Source organism: Acinetobacter sp. TTH0-4, assembly GCF_015602665.1.
GTDB classification, from domain to species: Bacteria; Pseudomonadota; Gammaproteobacteria; order Pseudomonadales; family Moraxellaceae; genus Acinetobacter; species Acinetobacter albensis.
Genome location: NZ_CP059079.1, coordinates 252,611 through 273,845, shown reverse-complemented (window position 1 = coordinate 273,845; position 21,235 = coordinate 252,611). Strand labels below are relative to the sequence as shown.

The following is a 21,235-nucleotide window of genomic DNA, read 5'->3' as shown; positions in this document are numbered from 1 at the left end:
GTGCATTGACTGGCATTAACGGATTGAAAGCTTATTAAATTATTGGACACGCATTATTTACGCGCATTATAAATCTGATCAAAAATTGCCCCATTCACAAAATGAGTTTTCTGTGCTTTAGCCCATCCACCAAATACCTCATCAATGGTAAAGGTTTTAATTTTAGGGAATTGGGCAGAATACTGCGCCAACACTTGTGGATTACGTGGACGATAGAAATGTTTTGCTGCCATTTCTTGACCTAAAGGTGAATATAAATAGTTGATATATCCTTTGGCTAACCATTTATTGCCATTTTTCTCTACCGTTCTATCAACAATTGCGACTGAAGGTTCAGTTAAAATTGAAATAGACGGATAAATAATATCGAACTTGTTTTTACCCAAGGTTTTTTGTGTCACTAAAGCTTCATTTTCCCACGTCAGCAAAACATCACCGATGCCACGTTCCGCAAAGGTGGTCATTGAAGCACGTGCTGCTGAGTCCATGACTTTGACATTGCGATACAGTTTACCGACGAAATCCTGCGCTTTAGCATCGCTTCCATTCGGCTGTTTTAAGGCATATCCCCATGCAGATAAATATACCCAACGTGGCAAGCCTCCTGTTTTAGGATTTGGGGTAATAATTTGTACGCCTGGCTTGGTTAAATCAGACCAGTCTTTAATCTGTTTTGGATTACCCTTACGCACCATAAACACGATAGTCGATGTATAGGGCGCTGAATTATTTGGAAATTCTTTTTGCCAACCAGACTGAATTTGCCCAGATTTTACAATTTCCTCAATATCATTGGCTAAAGCCAAAGTCACGACATCGCCTTTTAAACCATCAACCACAGAACGCGCTTGTTTACCCGAACCCCCATGTGACTGTTTGAACTTTACTGTATTTCCAGTACGTTGCTTCCAATATGCACCAAAAGATTGATTGAATTCATCATAAAATTCACGGGTAGCATCATAGGACACATTTAAGAAATCACGGTCAGCCGCTTGGGTAGTGGTCGCAGTAAAAGCAACACTACTGGTCAGTAACACTGCACTGATTAAAGCTTTAAATTGAATTTTCATCACAAGGTCTACTTTTTATCTCATGTAACTAACTATATGAAATAAAGTTAAAAATCGCAATTCATCCATTTTTAATTGTTTAATTTCAAATTCATGTATCTTTTCTTTGTTTTATTTTGAAAAAATAGGGTTGAAATACTTCAATAATTTCAATGAGGATCAGCATTTTTAGTCTAAGAAATGAATAGATGATCAGCTATTCATTTCTTCCTTTATTTATACTTCATCAATGTACTATTTCTTTTCAGCATAAATCTGATCAAATACGGCACCATTCACGAAATGAGTTTTTTGTGCTTTTGCCCAGCCACCAAATACATCACCAATACTAAACAATTTTATTTTTGGAAATTGTGCTGCATATTTTGCTGCAATTTGCGCATTACGAGGACGGAAAAAATATTGCGCAGCTAAGTCTTGTCCTTTAGGCGAATATAAATAATTCAAATATCCTTTAGCTAAATTGCGATTACCATCTTTATCCACATTTTTATCCACAATAGCCACCGATGGTTCTGCCAAGATTGAAATAGAAGGATAAATAATCTGAAATTTGTCTTTTCCTAAACCTTGAGTTGCCAACAAAGCTTCATTTTCCCAAGAAAGCAATACATCGCCTATGCCTCGTTCAGCAAAAGTGGTTAAAGAACCACGTGCGCCTGAATCGAGTACTTTCACATTACCGTAAAGTTTTTTGACCAACTCACGTGCTTTCGCATCATTGCCACCGGGTTGTTTAAGCGCATATCCCCAAGCAGAAAGATAAATCCAGCGTGGCGCACCGCCTGTTTTTGGATTAGGCGTAATAATTTCTACCCCAGATTTGGTTAAATCATTCCAATCTTTAATATTTTTAGGATTCCCCTTACGTACTAAAAATACGACTGTTGAAGTATAAGGTGCAGAATTATTGGGAAATTGTTTTTGCCAATTTTTATGAATTAAACCTGCATTTACAATTTCCTCAATATCATTGGCCAAAGCCAAAGTCACTACATCTGCCTGTAAACCATCAATGACAGAACGGGCTTGTTTTCCAGATCCGCCATGTGATTGTTTAAAATTCACTTCTTGTCCCGTTTTTTGTTTCCAGAAAGTGCCAAAGGCCTGATTATATTCTTGATAAAATTCACGCGTTGGATCATAGGAAACATTTAAAAAATCTTTTGCAGCGAAACTCGCTGAAGTCACACTCCCCAATAAAAGCAAAAAACCAGAAGCGATTATTTTTTTCATTTGTATCAACTCTATCGTCATAATAATGCCACTATATTTATACAAAATTATTTTAACAATCATATAGTTATATTATTTTATTTATTCTTCATCAGTTTTAAAGATATTCATTAAAGTACTAAAATTTACACTTTTTTATCTAAGCACTTAGATACCATCGCTCTATAAAACACCTCGATAAATATACAATCATTGAAATAAAATAAATAAATCTTTAAATTACAAAGAATTAAATAAGTATTTAAGATTTATTCTTTTCATTTCGAACAGATTACAACGTCTGATTTTGCAATTTTGTCTATAAAAATTTATCTTAGCCCTCTTTAATCTTCACGCTATCTACATATTCTTGTGGTACAAAGCCTATAAATTAAATTACTTTTTTATCGTTTTGTAAAAGAGTGTAACTCAATTCTACTTTTGTATTTTTTTATGTGGTTAAATAGTAGTGTAAGCATAGAAAAACAATATTTAGCAGTTTCAGAACCAAAAGGGGGATGTGGAAAATGAAGTATATGTCGTTTGTTAAAGTATTAAGTTTAAGTTTGACGGTCGGACTCATGACCCAACTAAGCCATACTGCTGCTATTAAAACCGCAGATACCAAAGTAACGCTGAGTCCTGAACGCTCATCCCTGATTGAAAAAGTGTTACAGCAACAAAAGCAAGGTGCAAATACTTTACGTCCAGATAATGATTTAAAAGTACTAACAGAAATTAAAGTAGCACCAACACAAAGTTTTTTTGCTGCTCAAAATCAAAAATTTAGCCGTTTTGTGCAAGCGCTTTTCCCTCAAAATTACTCATAAATTTATTTAATTTCTATGATTAGAAATTAAAACTCAGCCTAATCATTTCAATGTTGAATTTAGCATTAAGTGATTAGGCTTTTTCGTTATAATAGTCATCATTCACATTCTGAAAAATACTAATGATGACTGTTCGTACTCGTATTGCCCCTTCTCCTACTGGTTTTCCACATGTAGGTACTGCATATATTGCCTTATTCAATTTATGTTTTGCCAAACAACATGGCGGTGAATTTATTCTTCGTATTGAGGATACCGACCAACTGCGCTCAACACCTGAATCTGAAAAAATGATTTTAGATTCACTGCGTTGGTTAGGCTTAAATTGGTCAGAAGGCCCAGATATTGGTGGCCCACATGCACCTTATCGTCAATCTGAACGTATGGATATTTACAAACAATATGCTTTAGATCTAGTGGAAAAAGGTCATGCTTTCTATTGTTTTGCCAGTGCAGAAGAATTAGATCAAATGCGTGTCGAGCAACAAGCGCGAGGTGAAAACCCGCGTTATGATGGACGTGGTTTAGAATTATCCAGCGATGACGTAGCACGTCGCTTGGCAGCGGGTGAGGCACATGTTATTCGGATGAAAGTACCGTCCGAAGGCAGCTGCAAATTTAATGATTTGCTCCGTGGTGAAGTAGAAATTCCATGGGCACAAGTGGATATGCAGATCCTGTTAAAAACAGACGGCTTGCCAACCTATCATCTTGCAAACGTGGTCGATGACCATTTGATGCAAATTACGCATGTCATTCGCGGCGAAGAATGGATTCCGTCGGCACCAAAACATCAATTATTGTATCAATACTTTGGCTGGGACATGCCAGTGTTGTGTCATATGCCTTTGCTTCGCAATCCGGATAAATCAAAATTATCAAAACGTAAAAATCCAACTTCAATTAATTACTACAAGGATATTGGCGTATTACCTGAAGCATTACTCAATTATTTGGGTCGCATGGGTTGGTCTATGCCTGATGAAAGTGAAAAATTCTCTTTGGCCGACATGATTGAGCATTTCGACATTCAACGTGTCTCACTTGGTGGTCCAATTTTTGATGTGGAAAAACTCAATTGGTTGAATGGTCAGTGGATTAAAGCACTTTCCCCTGCTGAATTACTCAATACGCTTTTGGCTTGGAAATCTGATCGTAACACCCTTGAGGCAATTGCTGCTGCGATTCAACCACGAATTAATTTATTGTCTGAAGCTGTGAATTGGGCAGGTTTCTATTTCAACCAATTTCCGACACTTTCCAAAGAACAATTTGAAAGCAAAAAATTATCCGAAGAACAAGTGCGTCAAAGTTTACAATTTGCAATTTGGCGTTTAGAAAATTTATTTACTTGGAATAATGACACGGTAAGCCAAACCCTGATGGATTTAGCCAACCAAATGGAAATTAAACTCCGTGATTTTATGCCGACTTTCTTTATTGCCATTGCAGGTTCGACCAGTTCAACGCCTGTTATGCAATCGATGGTTACTCTTGGACCAGATTTAACCTTTGCTCGTTTACGTCATGCACTTGAAATTGTTGGCGGACCGAGTAAAAAAGAAACAAAAGTGTGGGAAAAACTGAATGAAAGCTTAAAATTGCCGAAAAATGATGCAGTTGATGATGCATAATTAAATTTATAGTTGACGTGTAAGCACAATGCCCCTAATATTGCGCTCACACAGACTGGGGTCATAGCTCAGTTGGTAGAGCGCTACAATGGCATTGTAGAGGTCAGGAGTTCGATCCTCCTTGACTCCACCAAGTTTTTTATGCTTTACCTGTGTTGCCTCGATAAGTCCCTATCGTCTAGAGGCCTAGGACATCGCCCTTTCACGGCGGTAACCGGGGTTCGAATCCCCGTAGGGACGCCAAATTCTAAAAAGCCACTGATCAAGTCAGTGGCTTTTTTTTATGGAAAATTTTAACTATTTTGTTCTGGGTATTTTTGCTTTCTTTGTTATTCCGATTAAAATAACGCATAGATTTAAATTGTGGAGTCATAATGCAATACCGTTGCCCCAAATGCCAAAGTCCTAAAATTATGCCCGTCGCACAAACAGGGCAACCCGCACCACGACCTGTGGTTCCCAAAAGCTTGGTTTTTTTAATTCCTGCCATTTTTATACTGTTATTACTGGTTTTAATTAGCGTTTCCATGTGGATCTTTGGAGATGGTGCTGGGCAAAATTTACAAATTGCGACTGTCATTGTTTTTAGCATTTGTGTTGTCGCGGGCATTCTGTTTTGGCGTGACCTACCCGACTTTAAAATTTCGATGCAAAGTTTCATGCAATCACAAAAGAAATGGAAATGTCGTGAATGTGATCACGAATGGGAAATTTAAGCATTCCTCTCTCACATCAGCACTGTGCCAAATGTCAGTGCTGATGTGAGTCTTGATTTGTATCATGCAAAGGCTGTTCATGATCATGTTTAGAATGACCAGCATGTGGATATGAATGTACCACACATTCTTCCTCCTCAATTTGCAGTGTCATTTCGGTAATCCCATGGGAGTGACTGAGCATCTGCCATGCTTGCTGGTATAAGGCATTATGATCGGCATTTGGTGCATATAGATGAACCGTTAAATGTACATTTTTTGAAGTAATCGCCCAGACTTTGAGTTGATGAATGCTTTCTACGGCATTTAGACTCAGCAAATCATTTCGCAGTTGTTCAATATCAATTTCTTCAGGCACACCTTCAAGTAAAATATGAATACTTTGTTTGAGTAATATCCAAGTACGTGGCAATACCCAAAACCCAATTAATACAGCTATTAAGGTATCTACCCAAAACCACTGGGTAAAATAAATCACGATTGCACCAATCATCACACCCACAGAACCCAAGGCATCACTCAAGACTTCTAGATAAGCGCCTTTAATATTTAAACTCTCTTGTGCACTTGAAACGAGTATTTTCATCGAAATAAGATTAATCACTAAACCTATCGACGCAACTATTAACATGCCTAGACTTTGAATTTCGGGTGGATGAGAAAACCGTTGATAAGCTTCAAATAAAATATATATCGCTACGACAAACAACATCAAAGCATTAAATAATGCGGCCAAAATTTCAAAGCGCTGATAACCAAAAGTGCGCTTATCATCTGCGGGTAGTTTGCCAATTTTAATGGCAACCAAAGCAATCGCAAGCGCTGCTGCATCAGTAAACATATGTGCAGCATCTGACAGCAAAGCCAGACTTTGGGTCATAAATCCAGCTATCACCTCAATAATTAAAAATGATGTGGTCAAAATCAATGCAAAGGTTAATTTTTTTGCATTGTCTTCTGTGACCAGTGCATGACTATGATCATGTCCATGTTGCGTCATAAGTTACCTCTTATTATTCAATCTATTTAGTTTTAAATTAATATTGATAATCATTATTATTATCAATTAAAATATTTCTTCGTTATACTCATTTTTATACAATTTAATTCTTTCTTGAAAATATAAACCTCTGATTTAGGATCATGCTTGATGAAACCATATTTAGCTTTTGCTTTACTCATTTGCTCGTACAGCCAAGCGCATGAACCTTATGTAGCACCTTTAAATTACACCACCACAAATACTCAAATGCCTATCTTTAGTGGCTATGCTGAAGAAGCCTTAAATAGTGAATATGCCTTAAAAGATGTCCAATTTAATGTCATTCAACCCAATCAAACTGTTGTGACTGTTCAACCGCAAAGTACTTTAGAATCAGTCACGGCATTTGATCTTAAGTTGCCTGAAAAAGGGACGTATACCCTTCATGCCAAAACTTCTTATCCAATTCAATATATACAACACAATAAACAGTGGAAAATATTTTCAGATGTCGCGGCTGACAAAGTACCCGCATTAGCTGAACGTGATTATGTGATTCCAAGTGACTTTAAAGGCAAATTACCTAAAAAAGTAGATACTGTGCGTGAGTGGAGCATTCAAAGCTACCTCAGTAAAGAAAATACCTCTCCCGTTGCAGCGACACCCGCACCGATTCAAGTCAGCTTCAATATCCATCCAAATCAAATCATAGCTGGACAACCTGTCCAACTTCAACTAAGCAAAGCAGGCAAACCCCTTGTTCAAGCAGAGGTTTTACTGCGTAAACAAGGTGCAACCGATCAACAAGCACAATCGATCTCTGTCAATGCCAATGGCTCAAGCACCATCACGTTTCCTCAAGCAGGTGGCTATTTAATTGAAGTCAATGAAAAGTCAGATCCGAAAGCTGTACCTAAAAATCAGTATTACACCATCATCAGCTTAGGCGTAAACAATTCAACATCTTAATCCAACGCGCTATATCTGAAAATATTCAGGTATAGCGCGGCTTAATATTTAATTTTTCAAGCCAACTTTTTCATTCATCCAACGATAGATCACAGGTAAAATGAACAAGGTCAGTAAAGTAGATGAGACAATTCCACCGATGACCACTGTAGCCAAAGGTCGTTGTACTTCTGCACCTGTACCTGTCGCTATCGCCATGGGAATAAACCCTAGCGATGCCACACATGCCGTCATCAAGACTGGACGTAAACGCAGAATTGCACCCTGCCATGTGGCTTGATAGACATCCAATTGTTGGCGTAGCTCTTTAATAAAGGTCAACATCACCAAACCGTTGAGTACCGCAACACCTGACAAAGCAATAAAACCCACTCCTGCGGACATAGACAATGGAATATCGCGTAGCCACAGCGCAACTAAGCCCCCACATAAAGCAAAAGGTACGCCTGTGAATACCAGCAAGCTTTCCTTAATGTTATGAAACACCGCCATCAGCAAAATAAAAATAGTGATTAACGCCAAAGGCACCACCAACTGCATACGTGCTTTGGCAGAACTCAGATTTTCAAACTGCCCCCCATAATCTAACCAATATCCCGCAGGCATTTCTTGTTTTGCCAAGGTTGTTTGTAATTCTGTTACAAATGAACCCAAATCACGACCTTCTACATTGACCGTGACCACCACACGACGCTTGCCATCTTCTCGACTGACTTGATTAATGCCTAAAATATTTTCAACTTTGGCCACATCTTGAAGTTGAATCAGACCACCATTTGGCGTTTGTATCGGCAATACCGCTAAATATTCAGGAGTACGCTGCGCATCATCCAAACGAATCACAAAGTCAAAACGACGATCACCTTGCAGAATTTGCCCAAGATTCTGACCACCTACACTGGTGGCAACCAAATCCTGAATCGCTCTGACAGATAAACCATATTGAGCTGCGGCTGCTTTATTTATTTCAATATTTAACAGGGGCAAACCTGAGGTTTGTTCAACATTGACAGCAGTGGCGCCAGAAATGGTTTTAATGTGCTGTGCAATACGGGTGGCTTGTTGATTTAAAACCACCATATCATCACCAAAAATTTTCACGCCTACATCACTTCGTACACCTGAAATCAATTCATTAAATCGAAGCTCGATGGGTTGTGAAAACTCACTATTGTTTCCAGGTAAAGTGGTTAAAAAAGCAATCATACGCTGACGTAATTCATCAATGGTTTCTTTGGGGTTGTTCCATTGGTCACGCGGTTTTAACAACAATACTGCATCAGATATATTGGGGGGCATCACATCAGTCGCCACTTCTGCTGTACCTGTACGGGCAAAAATCGCTTTAATTTCTGGAAAAGCTTTGAGCAGCAATTTTTCAGTATTTTCCTGCATGCGTAAAGATTGTTCCAAACCTGTACTGGGTGAACGCATTTGCTGAACGGCAAAATCACCTTCACTTAAGGTCGGTGAAAACTCACTGCCGATTTTGCTGGCAAGCACACCTGATAGAACTAAAATACACAGCGCCAAGGTGACCACAAAAAATTTAAATTCATATGCCAGATTTAGCAGCTTTTCATATTTTTGTTTCAGCCACAGCATCCAACGGCTTTCTGTTTCTTTGACTTCACCATTGACAAATAAAGCCACTGCGGCAGGTACAAAGGTGACAGATAAAATAATTGCACCGAACAAGGCCAATACCACTGTCATCGCCATAGGATGAAACAGCTTGGCTTCTACGCCAGTTAAAGCAAAGATGGGCAAATACACCACAAGAATGATTAACTGTCCGAAAATTAAAGGACGGCGTGCTTGTTTGGCCGCGAGAAAGACTTCTTTAAAACGTTCGGCTTTGGTCAATAAGTGACCTTTCGCATGTTGTGCTTCAGCCAAGCGACGAATACAGTTTTCAACCATAACCACGGCACCATCTACAATAATACCGAAGTCCAATGCGCCCAAACTCATCAGATTGGCACTGATTTTTTGCTCAGCCATACCTGCCAAAGTAAATAACATGGATAGCGGAATCACACAGGCTGTAATCAGTGCAGCACGAAAATTTCCCAAAAATAAAAACAGAATCACAATGACCAGAATTGCGCCTTCGACTAGATTTTTCTGTACGGTTTTAATCGCACGTTCGACCAAATCTGTACGGTCATATACCGTTTCAATCATTACCCCTTTAGGCAAAGATTGTTGAATGGTTTTCACTTTCGCATCCACAGCTTGCGCAACCGTTCGACTGTTTTCACCCATCATCATCATGGCGATACCCAACACGGCTTCCTCACCATTGTAAGTGGCTCCACCTGTACGCAAATCATGCCCAATCGACACCGTTGCAACATCTGCAACCCGAATTGGAAAACCATTTTTGTGGGCAAGCGTGACATTTTGAATATCTTCAATGCTATTGAGTGTGCCAGGTACACGCACTGTCATCTGCTGACCATTATTCTCAATAAAACCTGCACCACGGTTTTCATTGTTTTGGGTTAAAGCGATTTGTAAATCGGTTAACGGAATTTGCAATTGTTGCAACCGATTTAAATCGGGGGTCACCACATAGGTTTTATTAAATCCACCAATCGAGTTGACTTCTGCCACCCCTGCAACACGTTGTAATTGTGGACGTACAATCCAATCTTGAATTTCACGCAAGTCCGTCGCGCTGTAAGCTGTACCATCTGGCTTTTTTGCATTCGGTTCAGCTTTGATTACCCACTGATAAATTTCTCCCAATCCTGTTGAAACAGGTGACATAGTCGGGGCAATCTCATTGGGTAATTCTGCTTGAGCCTCTTGTAAACGCTGATTAATTTGCTGTCTAGCCCAATAAATATCTGTGCCATCTTTAAAAATAATCGTGACTTGTGACAAACCATAACGAGAAATTGAACGGGTTTGTTCAAGCTTGGGCAAACCTGCCATCGAATTTTCAATCGGATAGGTAATGCGTTGTTCAACTTCTAATGCGGTAAATCCTGTGGCCTGTGTATTAATTTGAACTTGGGTGTTGGTAATATCAGGGACAGCATCAATCGGTAATTTTTGATAACTGTATATCCCAATGCCAATCCAAGCGACAATAAATAACATTACCCAAATGGCATTTTGAATCGAGAATTGAATCAGACGATCAAACATCCCTTCAGGCGCAGGAAGTTGATCTGAATTGAATGTTTTGTTCACTTTTGAGGTTGACTGGTTTGAAGAATCGTCATTAATGCTCATGACTCGCCTCTCCTTTCTCCAGTTCAGATTTCAATAAGAAACTGCCTTGTGCCGCATATTGCTGTCCTTGAGTCAAACCCGATTGCACTTCAACCCATTCAGCATTACCTGAAATTTGTCCCAAAACCACTGGTTGTGCTTTAAATTCAATGTTCTGATCATGTTCAAAGGCAACAAAAACGACATCTTTGCCTTCAACTTTTTGAATAGCACTTTTTAAAATACGCAATGCTTGAGATGATCCCGCTTGTTGCAATTGCACATTGACCATTAAATTTGGACGCAGCTCGGTCGCACTCGATAATATTTTGGCACGAACTTGCAATCGACCTGTTTGTAAATCGGCTTCGGTATTTAAACTTTGAATTTGTGCTTTAAACAGATTGCCTGTTTGTAGCGATTTAAACTCGATTTTTTGATTTAGACCAATTGCACTCAAGTCAGCACTGGGTGCAATAAACTCAAGCCAGAGTTGATCCAATTGATCGATAATAAATAATTGATTTGCAAGCTGAACATTTTCCCCCACCACCAAATCTTTTTTACTGATGATGCCTGAAATAGGTGCAGTTAAAACATAACGACCATTTGAACCCGATGCTGCGCCAAAAGCCGATAAACGCGATTTGCTGGCTTGTACCTGAATTTGTGCCTGTTTGTAAGCATGATAAGCCCGTTGATAATCCTGCTTTGCAGAAATCCCCTGTGACCACAACTGTCGCTCACGTTCATAGTCCTGATGTGCCAATTCTAAATTGGCTTGAACAATCTGCAAGTTGGCTTGTTGATCTACCAAATCAGGCACCATCAACGTCGCCAATGCTTGACCTTTTGCTACCCGTTGCCCAAGTTCCACATTCACTTTTTCCACATAACCACTAAATGCAGGAGAAACATGCGCCTGTCGGTCCGTATTTACGGTCACTTTGGCAGGATAAGAAGCCGATTTTGTAACTGCACCTACCTCAACCAAAGCGAGCTGTATGCCTTGTTCCGTAATTTGTTTTGCTGTCAGCGCAATTTCCTCGCCATGTTCAGTCTCAGCATGTGCAGTATTTGCAGCCTCGTCTTCCGCATGTTCACCCTCTTCCTTCTGTCCATGCGCATCTTGTTTCACAGAATTACCTTTATCTGAAATCAACAAACCCAGTGCAAGCAATGCAGTCACGATTAAAGCCATCACAATGAGTAATTTTTGGGAAATTTTGCCTAATTGATTTTTTAAATTTCTTTGCATTTGTCGCATATTATTTTTCCCCGCCAATGACTGCTAAAGCTTGTGTGTCTTGCCATAAATTCTGATTGATTTGTGCAATAGCATCTTTCGCCATGACTTGGCTAGGCTGAATACCCAAACTTAAACTTTCTGCTTCGATGGCACGTTGCCAAGCTTCTTTCAGCAATTGCACTTTACACATACGCACTTCTTGCAATTGTAAAGTCGCTTGTTGCACCTCAGTCACTGCAAATTTTCCTGCACTAAAGCCCAGCAATGTTTTGCGTTGTACTTGCATCGCCAATGGAATTTGAGTTTGATCCACATGCTTGAATTGCACTTCCAATCCTTGTAATTCAGTTAATAACGTACCGACTTGCAAGGCATTCTGTTTCAAATAAAATGCCTGTTGCTTCTCCAAAACATCGTATTTGGCTTGGGCAATTTTCACCCCATATTGTTGACGATTAAAAATATTCAGCGGAATAGACACCCCCAGCATCAATTCATTTTCTGTTGATGTCTGAGGCGATTTGATTCGATTCATCCCCACATTTAAAGTGGGATTTGGGCGTGCCGATACTTTCAGCTGATCCACACTTGCTTTAGCCTCAAGCAGCTGTAACTGACGTGATTTTTCAAATAAATTTTTTGACAAATACTGTTGTACTTGTTGATGGGTTGAAGACGGCCATAACAACTTCGGTGATAAACCAATCTGAATCGTTTTATCCGAAACACCCCAGACATTGGACAATTGCTGGGTCGCAACCTGTACTTGTAAGTCAGCTTGTCGATATAAACGTATATTTTCTGCATGGCTTAAACGCGCACGATCGACATCGACCTCTGCGACACTACCTGCTTGATAGCGCTTTTCAATGGCATTCAAATTATCTTGACTGACATTAAGCTGTTCTTGAACCACATGACGTTCCAGTTCAAAAATCGCCAGTTGCGACCACAAATATTTCACGGCAAGCTCAAGTTGCGCATGATAAATTTGCTCATTCAAACTCATTTTAGTTTGGGCAATTTGGGCCAGTTTCTGATGGGCTTTACGTTCACCAAAAATATCTAAGGGCTGAGAAAGACCAATGGATAACTCTTGATCTTGATTTGAGCCAAAGCCAGTTTGCGTTATGGATAACTCAGGATTTATCCACAATTTTGATTGATGAATATTCGCCGAGGCAATCTTGTGTTGCGTTGCCCAGATGGTTTGTGACTGCTGATAATCGGTCGTGTTTTGTATTGCTTGTTCCAAGCTTAGACCTGTTTGCCCAGATTCTGCGTAGACCACCGAGGATAAGCACCCCAACAATAACGCACCAATTAAGGAAAACTGAACAGCATGATGCTGTGTTTCGAGATGACATATAATTTTAGACATTTGACTGCCCCACTTAATAAGAAAATAAGTGGTGGGTCATATTTTAGGCTACCCCACCTTATAGCGGGGTAAGAACGGGCGGTGGGTTTGCTCGAGATAAATGCGGGGACTGATATAAATTATGCCAGTCAAATTCTAGACGCGGCACGTATGCAGAGAACAAGGGTTCGTTCGCTGATTGTTGCACATCGCTCAATATAAAATGTGCAAATGAAGGCAAATGATCACGATGATCATCTGTTGCAAATACACTTGATAACTGCATTTTTTCTTGCAATGCTTGCATCTGGGTATGTTTTGTCGTTTGATTCTGTTCACAACGTACCGCACCATGATGACCAAAATGGGGCAATGTGGTTGAATGAGTCGACAATGTTTCATGCACACAAAATGCAGCTGCCACATTCCATAGACTTTGGAATATGAACAAACTTAACATGAAGGTGATAAAAATATTAGACTTCTTCACACCATAAACTTCTGAGCAATAATCAAACGATACGGCACTATAGCAGTTTAGTTGATGTTATAAAATTACAAGGTTTAAACTCAGAAAGCATGGTCGGATTGAAATCTCACAAATCTGATGCTTGTAAAGCATCCATCGATCAAAACTCTGACAAAAAAACCAGCCCGTAGGCTGGTTTTTTAATTTAAAACTGGAGATTAGCCGCCAATTTTTTTGTATTTAGAACGCTTTTGTACACCCGCATCACCTAAACGTGACTGACGGTATGCTTCATATTCAGCATAGTTACCTGCATAGAACTCAGGTTGTTCGTTTTCAAATGACAAGATGTGCGTTGCAATACGGTCTAGGAACCAACGGTCATGCGATACCACCATCACTGTGCCTGGGAATACAAGAATTGCATCCTCAAGTGCACGTAAAGTTTCAATATCCAAGTCGTTCGATGGCTCATCCAGTAAGATCACGTTTGCGCCCATTTGCAGGATTTTCGCAAGCTGTAAACGGTTACGTTCACCACCCGACAATTCACCTACGCGTTTTTGCTGATCTTGACCTTTAAAGTTAAAACGTCCGATATAGGCACGCGATGCAATTTCATAATCGCCAATACGTAAGATATCTAAACCGCCAGAAATTTCTTCCCAAACCGTTTTCTTATCATCTAAAGTATCACGCAACTGACCGACATAAGCCACTTTAACCGATTCGCCCAGTATCACCGAACCTGTATCGGGTTGCTGTTCGCCTGTCATCATACGGAATAATGTCGTTTTACCCGCACCATTCGGCCCCACAATACCGACAATTGCCGTTGGTGGAACAGAGAAGGTTAAGTTCTCATACAACAAGCGACCATCAAACGATTTACTGATACCTTCAACATCAACCACCTTGTTCCCTAAACGAGGACCCGGTGGAATATAGATTTCTGAAGTTTCATTACGTTGTTGGAATTCTTTAGAGTTCAGCTCTTCAAAACGTTCCATACGCGCTTTGTTTTTCTTTTGTTGACCTTTGGCATTAGAACGAACCCATTCAAGTTCTTTCTTTAATGCTTTAGCAAAAGATTCTTCTTGCTTATTCTCTTGCTCTAAACGGGCATTTTTCTGTTCCAACCAATTGGTATAGTTCCCTTGGTAAGGAATACCCATGCCACGGTCAAGCTCCAGAATCCACTCAGCCACGTTATCCAAGAAATAACGGTCATGCGTAATTGCCACGATTGTACCGGCAAAGTCTTTCAAGAAACGTTCTAACCAAGTGACAGATTCTGCATCCAAATGGTTGGTCGGTTCATCAAGAAGTAACATGTCTGGCTTAGACAAAAGTAAACGACACAGTGCAACACGGCGACGTTCACCACCTGAAAGCAAAGTAACGTCAGCATCCCAAGCAGGAAGGTTCAATGCCGCAGCAGCTTGATCCATTTGGTTGCTTAAGTTATGTGCATCCCAAGCATGAATGATCGACTCTAATTTCTCTTGCTCTTTGGCAAGGGCATCAAAGTCAGCATCTTCTGCTGCATATTCTGCAAAAACTTCATCCAAACGTGCTAAGGCATCAAGTGGCTCACGTAAACCATCTTCAACGTTACCACGAACGTCTTTAGCGGGATCAAGTGGTGGTTCTTGCTCAAGATAGCCGATTTTAATACCCGGCTGAGCACGTGCTTCACCTGAGAAATCTTTATCTACGCCAGCCATAATACGAAGCAAAGTAGATTTACCTGCACCGTTTAAACCAAGTACACCAATTTTTGCACCTGGGAAAAATGATAAAGAGATGTCTTTTAAGATTTCGCGTTTAGGCGGAACCATTTTCGACACACGGTTCATCGTGTAAATATATTGGGCCACGTAGGACTCCTCTATAGAAAAAGCAAAATTCGCACGTGATCAAAAACCGCATGCGAACAAATATTCTGGGCATTATACGATGAAAGCAGTGAAAAAATAAGGGATAGCTGTGATCTTGAATAGAATGTTACAACTCTCGGCATGTTTATTTTTTAAACATGGCAATCAGGCTTTTACTTGTGAAATGACTATTTATGAATAGTATCCTTTATATGAATATTTAAGATAACAATTTAATTTAAATCGCAATTTCATTCATATATAGCAATGCTACACTGGATCAATATTTAACTTCACAAAGATGATGTCAACATGACCTATAAAGACGAAACACTCGCTATTCATGCAGGTTATACCCCTGAAGCCACCACAAAAGCCGTGGCCGTCCCGATTTATCAAACCACATCTTATGCTTTTGACAATACCCAACATGGGGCCGATTTATTTGATTTAAAGGTACAGGGCAATATCTACACTCGGATTATGAATCCCACTACAGCAGTTTTGGAACAACGCTTGGCTGCACTTGAAGGTGGAATTGGGGGCTTAGCTGTCGCATCAGGCATGTCTGCGATTACCTATGCCATTCAAACCATTGCTGAAGCTGGTGACAATATTGCCTCTGTTTCGACTTTATATGGGGGTACTTACAACTTATTTGCACATACCCTGCCGAAACAAGGTATTGAAGTACGTTTCTTTGACTACCAAAACCCCGAAGAATTGCATAATTTAATTGATGAAAAGACCAAACTGGTCTTTGTTGAATCGATTGGTAATCCGCTCGGTAATATCATTGATTTAGAGGCCATTACAAAAATTGCCCATGAATATGGTGTCCCTGTCATTGTCGATAATACTGTCGCCACCCCTGCCTTACTTAAACCGTTTGAATATGGGGCCGACATTGTGGTGCATTCACTGACCAAATATATTGGTGGTCATGGTAACTCCATTGGCGGTGCCATTATTGATAGCGGGAAGTTCCCTTGGGGCAAATATCCTGAACGCTTTAAAGTGTTGAATACGCCCGATCCAAGTTACCACGGGGTGAACTATGTCGAAGCTTTAGGCGCAGCTGCTTTTATTGCTCGTGCCCGTGTAGTTCCTTTGCGAAATACTGGCGCAGCCATTAGCCCACACAACGTATTTTTAATCTTACAAGGTTTAGAAACGCTTAACTTACGCATGGAGCGCCACACAGAAAATGCGCAGAAAGTGGCTGAATATTTACAACAACACGCCAAAGTGAAATGGGTCAACTATGCAGGCCTCAAAGACCACCCACAACATGCATTGGCGCAAAAATATGTGAAAGGCAAACCCTCTGCTATTTTGTCTTTTGGTGTGCAAGATGGCATCGCAGGCGGCACACGTTTTATTGATGCCTTGCAACTTTTCACCCGTTTGGTCAATATTGGTGATGCCAAAAGTCTGGCTTGTCATCCTGCCACCACCACGCACCGTCAGTTGAATAAAGCTGAATTAAAAGCTGCAGGCGTCAGTCTTGATATGGTGCGCTTATCGGTGGGTATTGAACACATCGATGATTTAATTGCAGATTTAGAACAAGCACTCTCACAGGTTTAAATTTTTCAAAAACCTATTTTTAGCCATCTTTTGTATAGAGAAAGATGGTTTTTTATAAAGAATAGGTTTTTTTGCTTATTTCTCTTTGCTTTGTTTTAAACCTATGATAAAAAACAAGGAACGGGTCGCATAACAATAGAGCAATTACTCTAATTATATTTGTAAATTCAGTGACTTATTTATGGCTTTTTTTTTAGCATTGAGTATCATGGACTTAATCACAATAGCTCAATTGCGGAAAATTCGAGCTAAATAATGGAATATAAAAAAGCATAATCTAGAATTTTGTTGTATTTAATCAGGAAAAAATAGCGTGAATTCAAAATTAGAGAAACTCTTTCAAAATAGAGTAAACGGTAAAGTTGTTTTAATCACCGGCGCATCAAGCGGGATTGGTTTAACGGCGGCACATAAACTGGCAGCCGCAGGTGCTCACGTTTTACTGGTGTCACGTACCAAAGAAACTTTAGATGAAGTCAAAGCTGAAATTGAAAAAAAAGGTGGGCAGGCTTCTGTTTTTCCATGTGACTTAAATAATATGGAATCAATTGATGAAGTGTCACAACAAATTTTAGCTTCTGTGGATCATATTGATATTCTCATTAATAATGCAGGTCGTTCGATTCGCCGTGCAGTACACGAATCTTCAGACCGTTTTCATGATTTTGAACGTACCATGCAATTGAATTATTTTGGTGCCATTCGCTTGGTCATGAACATTTTGCCGCAAATGATGGCACGTCGTGATGGTCAAATTATTAATATTAGCTCTATTGGCGTATTGGCCAATGCAACACGTTTCTCAGCTTATGTGGCTTCTAAAGCGGCACTAGATGCATTTAGCCGTTGTTTGTCTGCCGAAGTTCATTCACATAAAATTGCGATTACTTCTGTGTATATGCCATTGGTACGTACACCCATGATTGCACCCACTAAAATTTATAAATATGTGCCCACTTTATCACCAGAACAAGCCGCAGATTTAATTGCGTATGCCATTGTGAAACGTCCAAAGAAAGTGGCCACACACTTAGGTCGTTTGGCATCGATTACTTATTCAATTGCACCTGATATTAATAATAAATTGATGTCAATTGGCTACAACTTGTTCCCTAGCTCTTCAGCTTCAGTCGGTGAGCCACAAAAATTAAATTGGGTTCAAAAAGCATATGCACGTTTGTTCCCAGGCGAACATTGGTAAGATTGATTCACTCTTAAACCAGTCAATAGACTGGTTTTTTTATGCTATAAATAAGTATTGTTTTTTGTTGTTAGATTTTTATGCGTATTGCTGCTCTCATTTTCCAATATATCTGTTTTGCTTATGCCTTATTTTTGGGTTATCAAGTCAGTTCTGCCTTCTACCAACAAAATTATGAGATTCTTGAAATAGCCGCAAATATTGGTACCCTGCTGATCTGTATCGATTTAGGCGTTTTTTTACATTTTAACAAGTCGATTAGCGCACTGAAAGTTAAAGCCACCTCGCAACAATCATCAGTCGAACTTTCAACTTTAGAAAAAATCACTCGCAAGCTGGGTCATTTGGGCATTATGCTGATTCTTTGTAGCTGGATTGTGCCCAAACTTGCATAAGAAAACCTCCCAATCAATTGGGAGGTTTTCTTTGGCAGTTAAAGCATTCTAAAAATTATTTAGAACCCTTAATCCCGGCTTGTAATAACAATGCACCTAAACCACCAATTTTTTGCTCTTGAGGTTTAGCTGATTGAGGTTTCTTCACTTGTGGGCGATCACTTTGAGGGCGCGTCTGCTGTGGACGCTTCGCTTGTGGCTTACGCTCAGTACGTGGTTCAGTTGAAGTGTTTTGCTCACGGCGTGGCTGACGTGGTGCTTTTACAGGTGCTTCTGAACCTTCAGGACGCATCGACAAATTCACACGGTTACGCTCAGCATCTACGCTTAATACACGAACCTGAACAATTTGACCAGGTTTAGCCACCTTATGTGGATCGGCAACAAATTCATTGGCCAATTCAGAAATGTGTACCAAACCATCCTGATGTACACCTACATCTACAAATGCACCAAAGTTGGTGACATTGGTGATTACACCTTCTAGTTGCATCCCTTCCGTAAGTTGAGATAACTCAGTAATGTCTTCACGGAATTTTGCAGTACGGAATTCTGGACGTGGATCACGGCCCGGTTTTTCAAGCTCGCTTAAAACATCTTGAATGGTCGGTAGGCCGAATTTTTCATCAGCAAATTCTTCTGCATTCACTTGGCGAATAATTTCAGAATTTCCAATAATATCTTTCACTGTAGTCGCTTTCGCTTCCACAATTTTACTGACCAAAGCATAACTTTCAGGATGCACTGCGGATGCATCTAATGGTTCTGAACCCGCTTGAATACGCAAAAAACCAGCTGCTTGTTCAAATGTACGTTCACCTAAACGTGGCACTTTCTTTAACGCTTGACGGTTGTCAAAAGGCCCATTTTCTTTACGATAATCAAAAATTTGCTGTGCAATCGATTTATTTAAACCTGCGATATAAGACAAAATCGCGGGTGATGCAGTATTCACATCAACACCCACCGAGTTCACACAATCTTCGACCACAGCTTCTAGGGTTTTTGCCAAACCGGTTTGATTGACATCATGCTGATACTGCCCCACACCAATAGATTTTGGATCAATTTTCACCAATTCTGCCAATGGATCTTGTAAACGACGCGCAATCGATACAGCACCACGGATAGAAACATCCAAATCAGGTAATTCATTCGATGCCAATTCGGAAGCTGAATAAACCGATGCACCCGCCTCTGATACTGAAACACGTGTTAAATTCAGATCTGCATTCGCAGCCATCATTTCAGCGACGACCGCTTCAGTTTCGCGACTTGCTGTCCCATTACCAATTGCAATTAAATCGACATTAAATTCACGGCATAGGCGCGTAAGTTCAGCAATAGAACCTTCTTTGTCTTCTTTCGGAGCAAATGGATAAATGGTGCTATGCGCCAATACATCACCTGACTGATTGACCACCGCCAACTTCACGCCAGTACGAATTCCTGGGTCAACGCCCAAGGTTGTACGTGCCCCTGCAGGTGCAGATAGCAATAAATGACGTAAATTTTCAGCAAACACATTCATGGCTTCGGTTTCAGCCGTTAAACGTTTTTCAGTCAATAATGAATGTTCAATTTGCGGACGAATTTTACCCAGCCAGAACAGTTTAGCTGTTTGTTTTAAATAATCTTGACGTGCTTGTGGCTGAACAGTATCTAAGTTGTATTCAGTTTCAATGCGGGACAGTGGTGCAGTATCCTCACCATCGACTTTTAAGCCCAAGACATTTTCTTGACGACCACGCAACATCGCCAATAAACGATGTGAAGGTACTTTATTCAAGTTTTCAGAAAAATCGAAGTAATCACGGAACTTTTTACCGACTTCTTTTTTCTCATCACTGGCCACTAAACTTTTAAGTAGCGCTGTTTTGGCAAATGTTGCTTTGAGATCGGTGGTCAAAGCAATATTTTGAGCCCAGTCATCAATTAAAATATGCTGAACTGCATCGAGCTGACTCTCTAAATCAGGATAATCTTCATGGCTAAAGCCAGCTAAAGCTGCTGCTGGTTCAATCATCTCATGCGCAATTTTTTCTGCAGCTAGACCTAAACCCGCTTCTCTGGCTTTAAACGATTTGCTGGTACGTTTTGGACGGTACGGCGCATATAGCTCTTCTAGTGCATTCTTGGTTTCAGCAGCATTGACGCGATTCAGCAAATCATCTGACAATTTATTTTGTTCTTTCAATGATTCAATGACTTTTTCACGGCGCTCAAATAAATCACGTAAATAAGATAACCGTGTATCGAGTTGACGTAATTGCGTATCGTCTAAACCTTGAGTTGCTTCTTTACGGTAACGTGCAATAAAAGGAACACTTGCACCATCATCAATGAGTTTGATGGCCGCTTCTACTTGATTCGGACGTACCGCAATTTCTTTTGCTAACTGCTGAACTAAGTCAGTCATCGTGTTTGATCCCACAAGGATAAGTACT

At 40.0% G+C, this 21,235-nt stretch carries 16 protein-coding genes and 2 tRNA genes; 9 read left to right on the top strand and 9 right to left on the bottom strand.

What is annotated here, in order from left to right; genetic code table 11:
* Positions 1-53: 53 nt before the first annotated feature.
* The gene (locus tag H0S58_RS01270) at positions 54-1,073 is read right to left on the bottom strand and encodes a sulfate ABC transporter substrate-binding protein (protein ID WP_227592248.1); all 1,020 of its coding nucleotides are present in this window, start codon (positions 1,071-1,073) and stop codon (positions 54-56) included.
* 234 nt (positions 1,074-1,307) lie between these two features.
* Complete coding sequence (locus tag H0S58_RS01265; protein ID WP_227592247.1) at positions 1,308-2,309, bottom strand: sulfate ABC transporter substrate-binding protein; 1,002 nt, start codon at positions 2,307-2,309, stop codon at positions 1,308-1,310.
* Between the two features lie 506 nt (positions 2,310-2,815).
* Here H0S58_RS01265 and H0S58_RS01260 point away from each other — a divergent pair.
* The 5 genes from H0S58_RS01260 to H0S58_RS01240 all read left to right on the top strand — a co-directional run bounded on the left by H0S58_RS01260 (position 2,816) and on the right by H0S58_RS01240 (position 5,468).
* Complete coding sequence (locus tag H0S58_RS01260; protein ID WP_195726923.1) at positions 2,816-3,118, top strand: hypothetical protein; 303 nt, start codon at positions 2,816-2,818, stop codon at positions 3,116-3,118.
* Positions 3,119-3,243: 125 nt separating this feature from the next.
* Complete coding sequence (gltX, locus tag H0S58_RS01255) at positions 3,244-4,752, top strand: glutamate--tRNA ligase (RefSeq protein WP_195727537.1); 1,509 nt, start codon at positions 3,244-3,246, stop codon at positions 4,750-4,752.
* A gap of 57 nt (positions 4,753-4,809) precedes the next feature.
* Positions 4,810-4,885: transfer RNA gene (locus tag H0S58_RS01250), tRNA-Ala, on the top strand.
* A 34-nt stretch (positions 4,886-4,919) separates the two neighbouring features.
* Positions 4,920-4,995 (top strand) — tRNA-Glu (locus tag H0S58_RS01245).
* A gap of 131 nt (positions 4,996-5,126) precedes the next feature.
* On the top strand, positions 5,127-5,468 hold the full coding sequence (locus H0S58_RS01240) for a hypothetical protein (RefSeq protein ID WP_053579405.1): 342 nt from the start codon (positions 5,127-5,129) through the stop codon (positions 5,466-5,468).
* A 34-nt stretch (positions 5,469-5,502) separates the two neighbouring features.
* Here H0S58_RS01240 and H0S58_RS01235 read toward each other — a convergent pair whose 3' ends face one another.
* On the bottom strand, positions 5,503-6,468 hold the full coding sequence (locus H0S58_RS01235; RefSeq protein WP_195726922.1) for a cation diffusion facilitator family transporter: 966 nt from the start codon (positions 6,466-6,468) through the stop codon (positions 5,503-5,505).
* Between the two features lie 150 nt (positions 6,469-6,618).
* On the opposite strand from H0S58_RS01235, the gene H0S58_RS01230 reads away from it, so the two are divergent.
* Positions 6,619-7,419, top strand: a complete 801-nt coding sequence (locus H0S58_RS01230; RefSeq protein ID WP_193890817.1) for a DUF4198 domain-containing protein — start codon at positions 6,619-6,621, stop codon at positions 7,417-7,419.
* Between the two features lie 48 nt (positions 7,420-7,467).
* Here H0S58_RS01230 and H0S58_RS01225 read toward each other — a convergent pair whose 3' ends face one another.
* The 5 genes from H0S58_RS01225 to ettA all read right to left on the bottom strand — a co-directional run bounded on the left by H0S58_RS01225 (position 7,468) and on the right by ettA (position 15,602).
* Positions 7,468-10,578 carry an efflux RND transporter permease subunit gene (locus H0S58_RS01225; protein ID WP_195727536.1) on the bottom strand — a complete coding sequence of 1,037 codons (3,111 nt, stop codon included), beginning with the start codon at positions 10,576-10,578 and terminating at the stop codon, positions 7,468-7,470.
* 76 nt (positions 10,579-10,654) lie between these two features.
* Positions 10,655-11,911 (bottom strand): efflux RND transporter periplasmic adaptor subunit, encoded by a 1,257-nt coding sequence (locus H0S58_RS01220; RefSeq protein ID WP_195726921.1) that lies wholly within the window; start codon positions 11,909-11,911, stop codon positions 10,655-10,657.
* 1 nt (position 11,912) lies between these two features.
* On the bottom strand, positions 11,913-13,274 hold the full coding sequence (locus H0S58_RS01215; protein WP_195726920.1) for a TolC family protein: 1,362 nt from the start codon (positions 13,272-13,274) through the stop codon (positions 11,913-11,915).
* A gap of 58 nt (positions 13,275-13,332) precedes the next feature.
* Positions 13,333-13,743 carry a cation efflux protein, CzcI-like gene (locus H0S58_RS01210; protein ID WP_195726919.1) on the bottom strand — a complete coding sequence of 137 codons (411 nt, stop codon included), beginning with the start codon at positions 13,741-13,743 and terminating at the stop codon, positions 13,333-13,335.
* A 197-nt stretch (positions 13,744-13,940) separates the two neighbouring features.
* Positions 13,941-15,602, bottom strand: a complete 1,662-nt coding sequence (gene ettA, locus H0S58_RS01205; protein WP_053579395.1) for an energy-dependent translational throttle protein EttA — start codon at positions 15,600-15,602, stop codon at positions 13,941-13,943.
* Between the two features lie 312 nt (positions 15,603-15,914).
* On the opposite strand from ettA, the gene H0S58_RS01200 reads away from it, so the two are divergent.
* The 3 genes from H0S58_RS01200 to H0S58_RS01190 all read left to right on the top strand — a co-directional run bounded on the left by H0S58_RS01200 (position 15,915) and on the right by H0S58_RS01190 (position 18,788).
* Positions 15,915-17,192, top strand: coding sequence for an O-acetylhomoserine aminocarboxypropyltransferase/cysteine synthase family protein (locus H0S58_RS01200; RefSeq protein ID WP_195726918.1), 1,278 nt, complete (start codon positions 15,915-15,917; stop codon positions 17,190-17,192).
* 313 nt (positions 17,193-17,505) lie between these two features.
* The gene (locus H0S58_RS01195) at positions 17,506-18,393 is read left to right on the top strand and encodes an SDR family NAD(P)-dependent oxidoreductase (protein ID WP_092718804.1); all 888 of its coding nucleotides are present in this window, start codon (positions 17,506-17,508) and stop codon (positions 18,391-18,393) included.
* 80 nt (positions 18,394-18,473) lie between these two features.
* Positions 18,474-18,788, top strand: a complete 315-nt coding sequence (locus H0S58_RS01190; RefSeq protein WP_092718807.1) for a hypothetical protein — start codon at positions 18,474-18,476, stop codon at positions 18,786-18,788.
* Between the two features lie 55 nt (positions 18,789-18,843).
* Here H0S58_RS01190 and H0S58_RS01185 read toward each other — a convergent pair whose 3' ends face one another.
* On the bottom strand, positions 18,844-21,207 hold the full coding sequence (locus H0S58_RS01185; RefSeq protein ID WP_195726917.1) for a Tex family protein: 2,364 nt from the start codon (positions 21,205-21,207) through the stop codon (positions 18,844-18,846).
* Between the last annotated feature and the right edge of the window lie 28 nt (positions 21,208-21,235).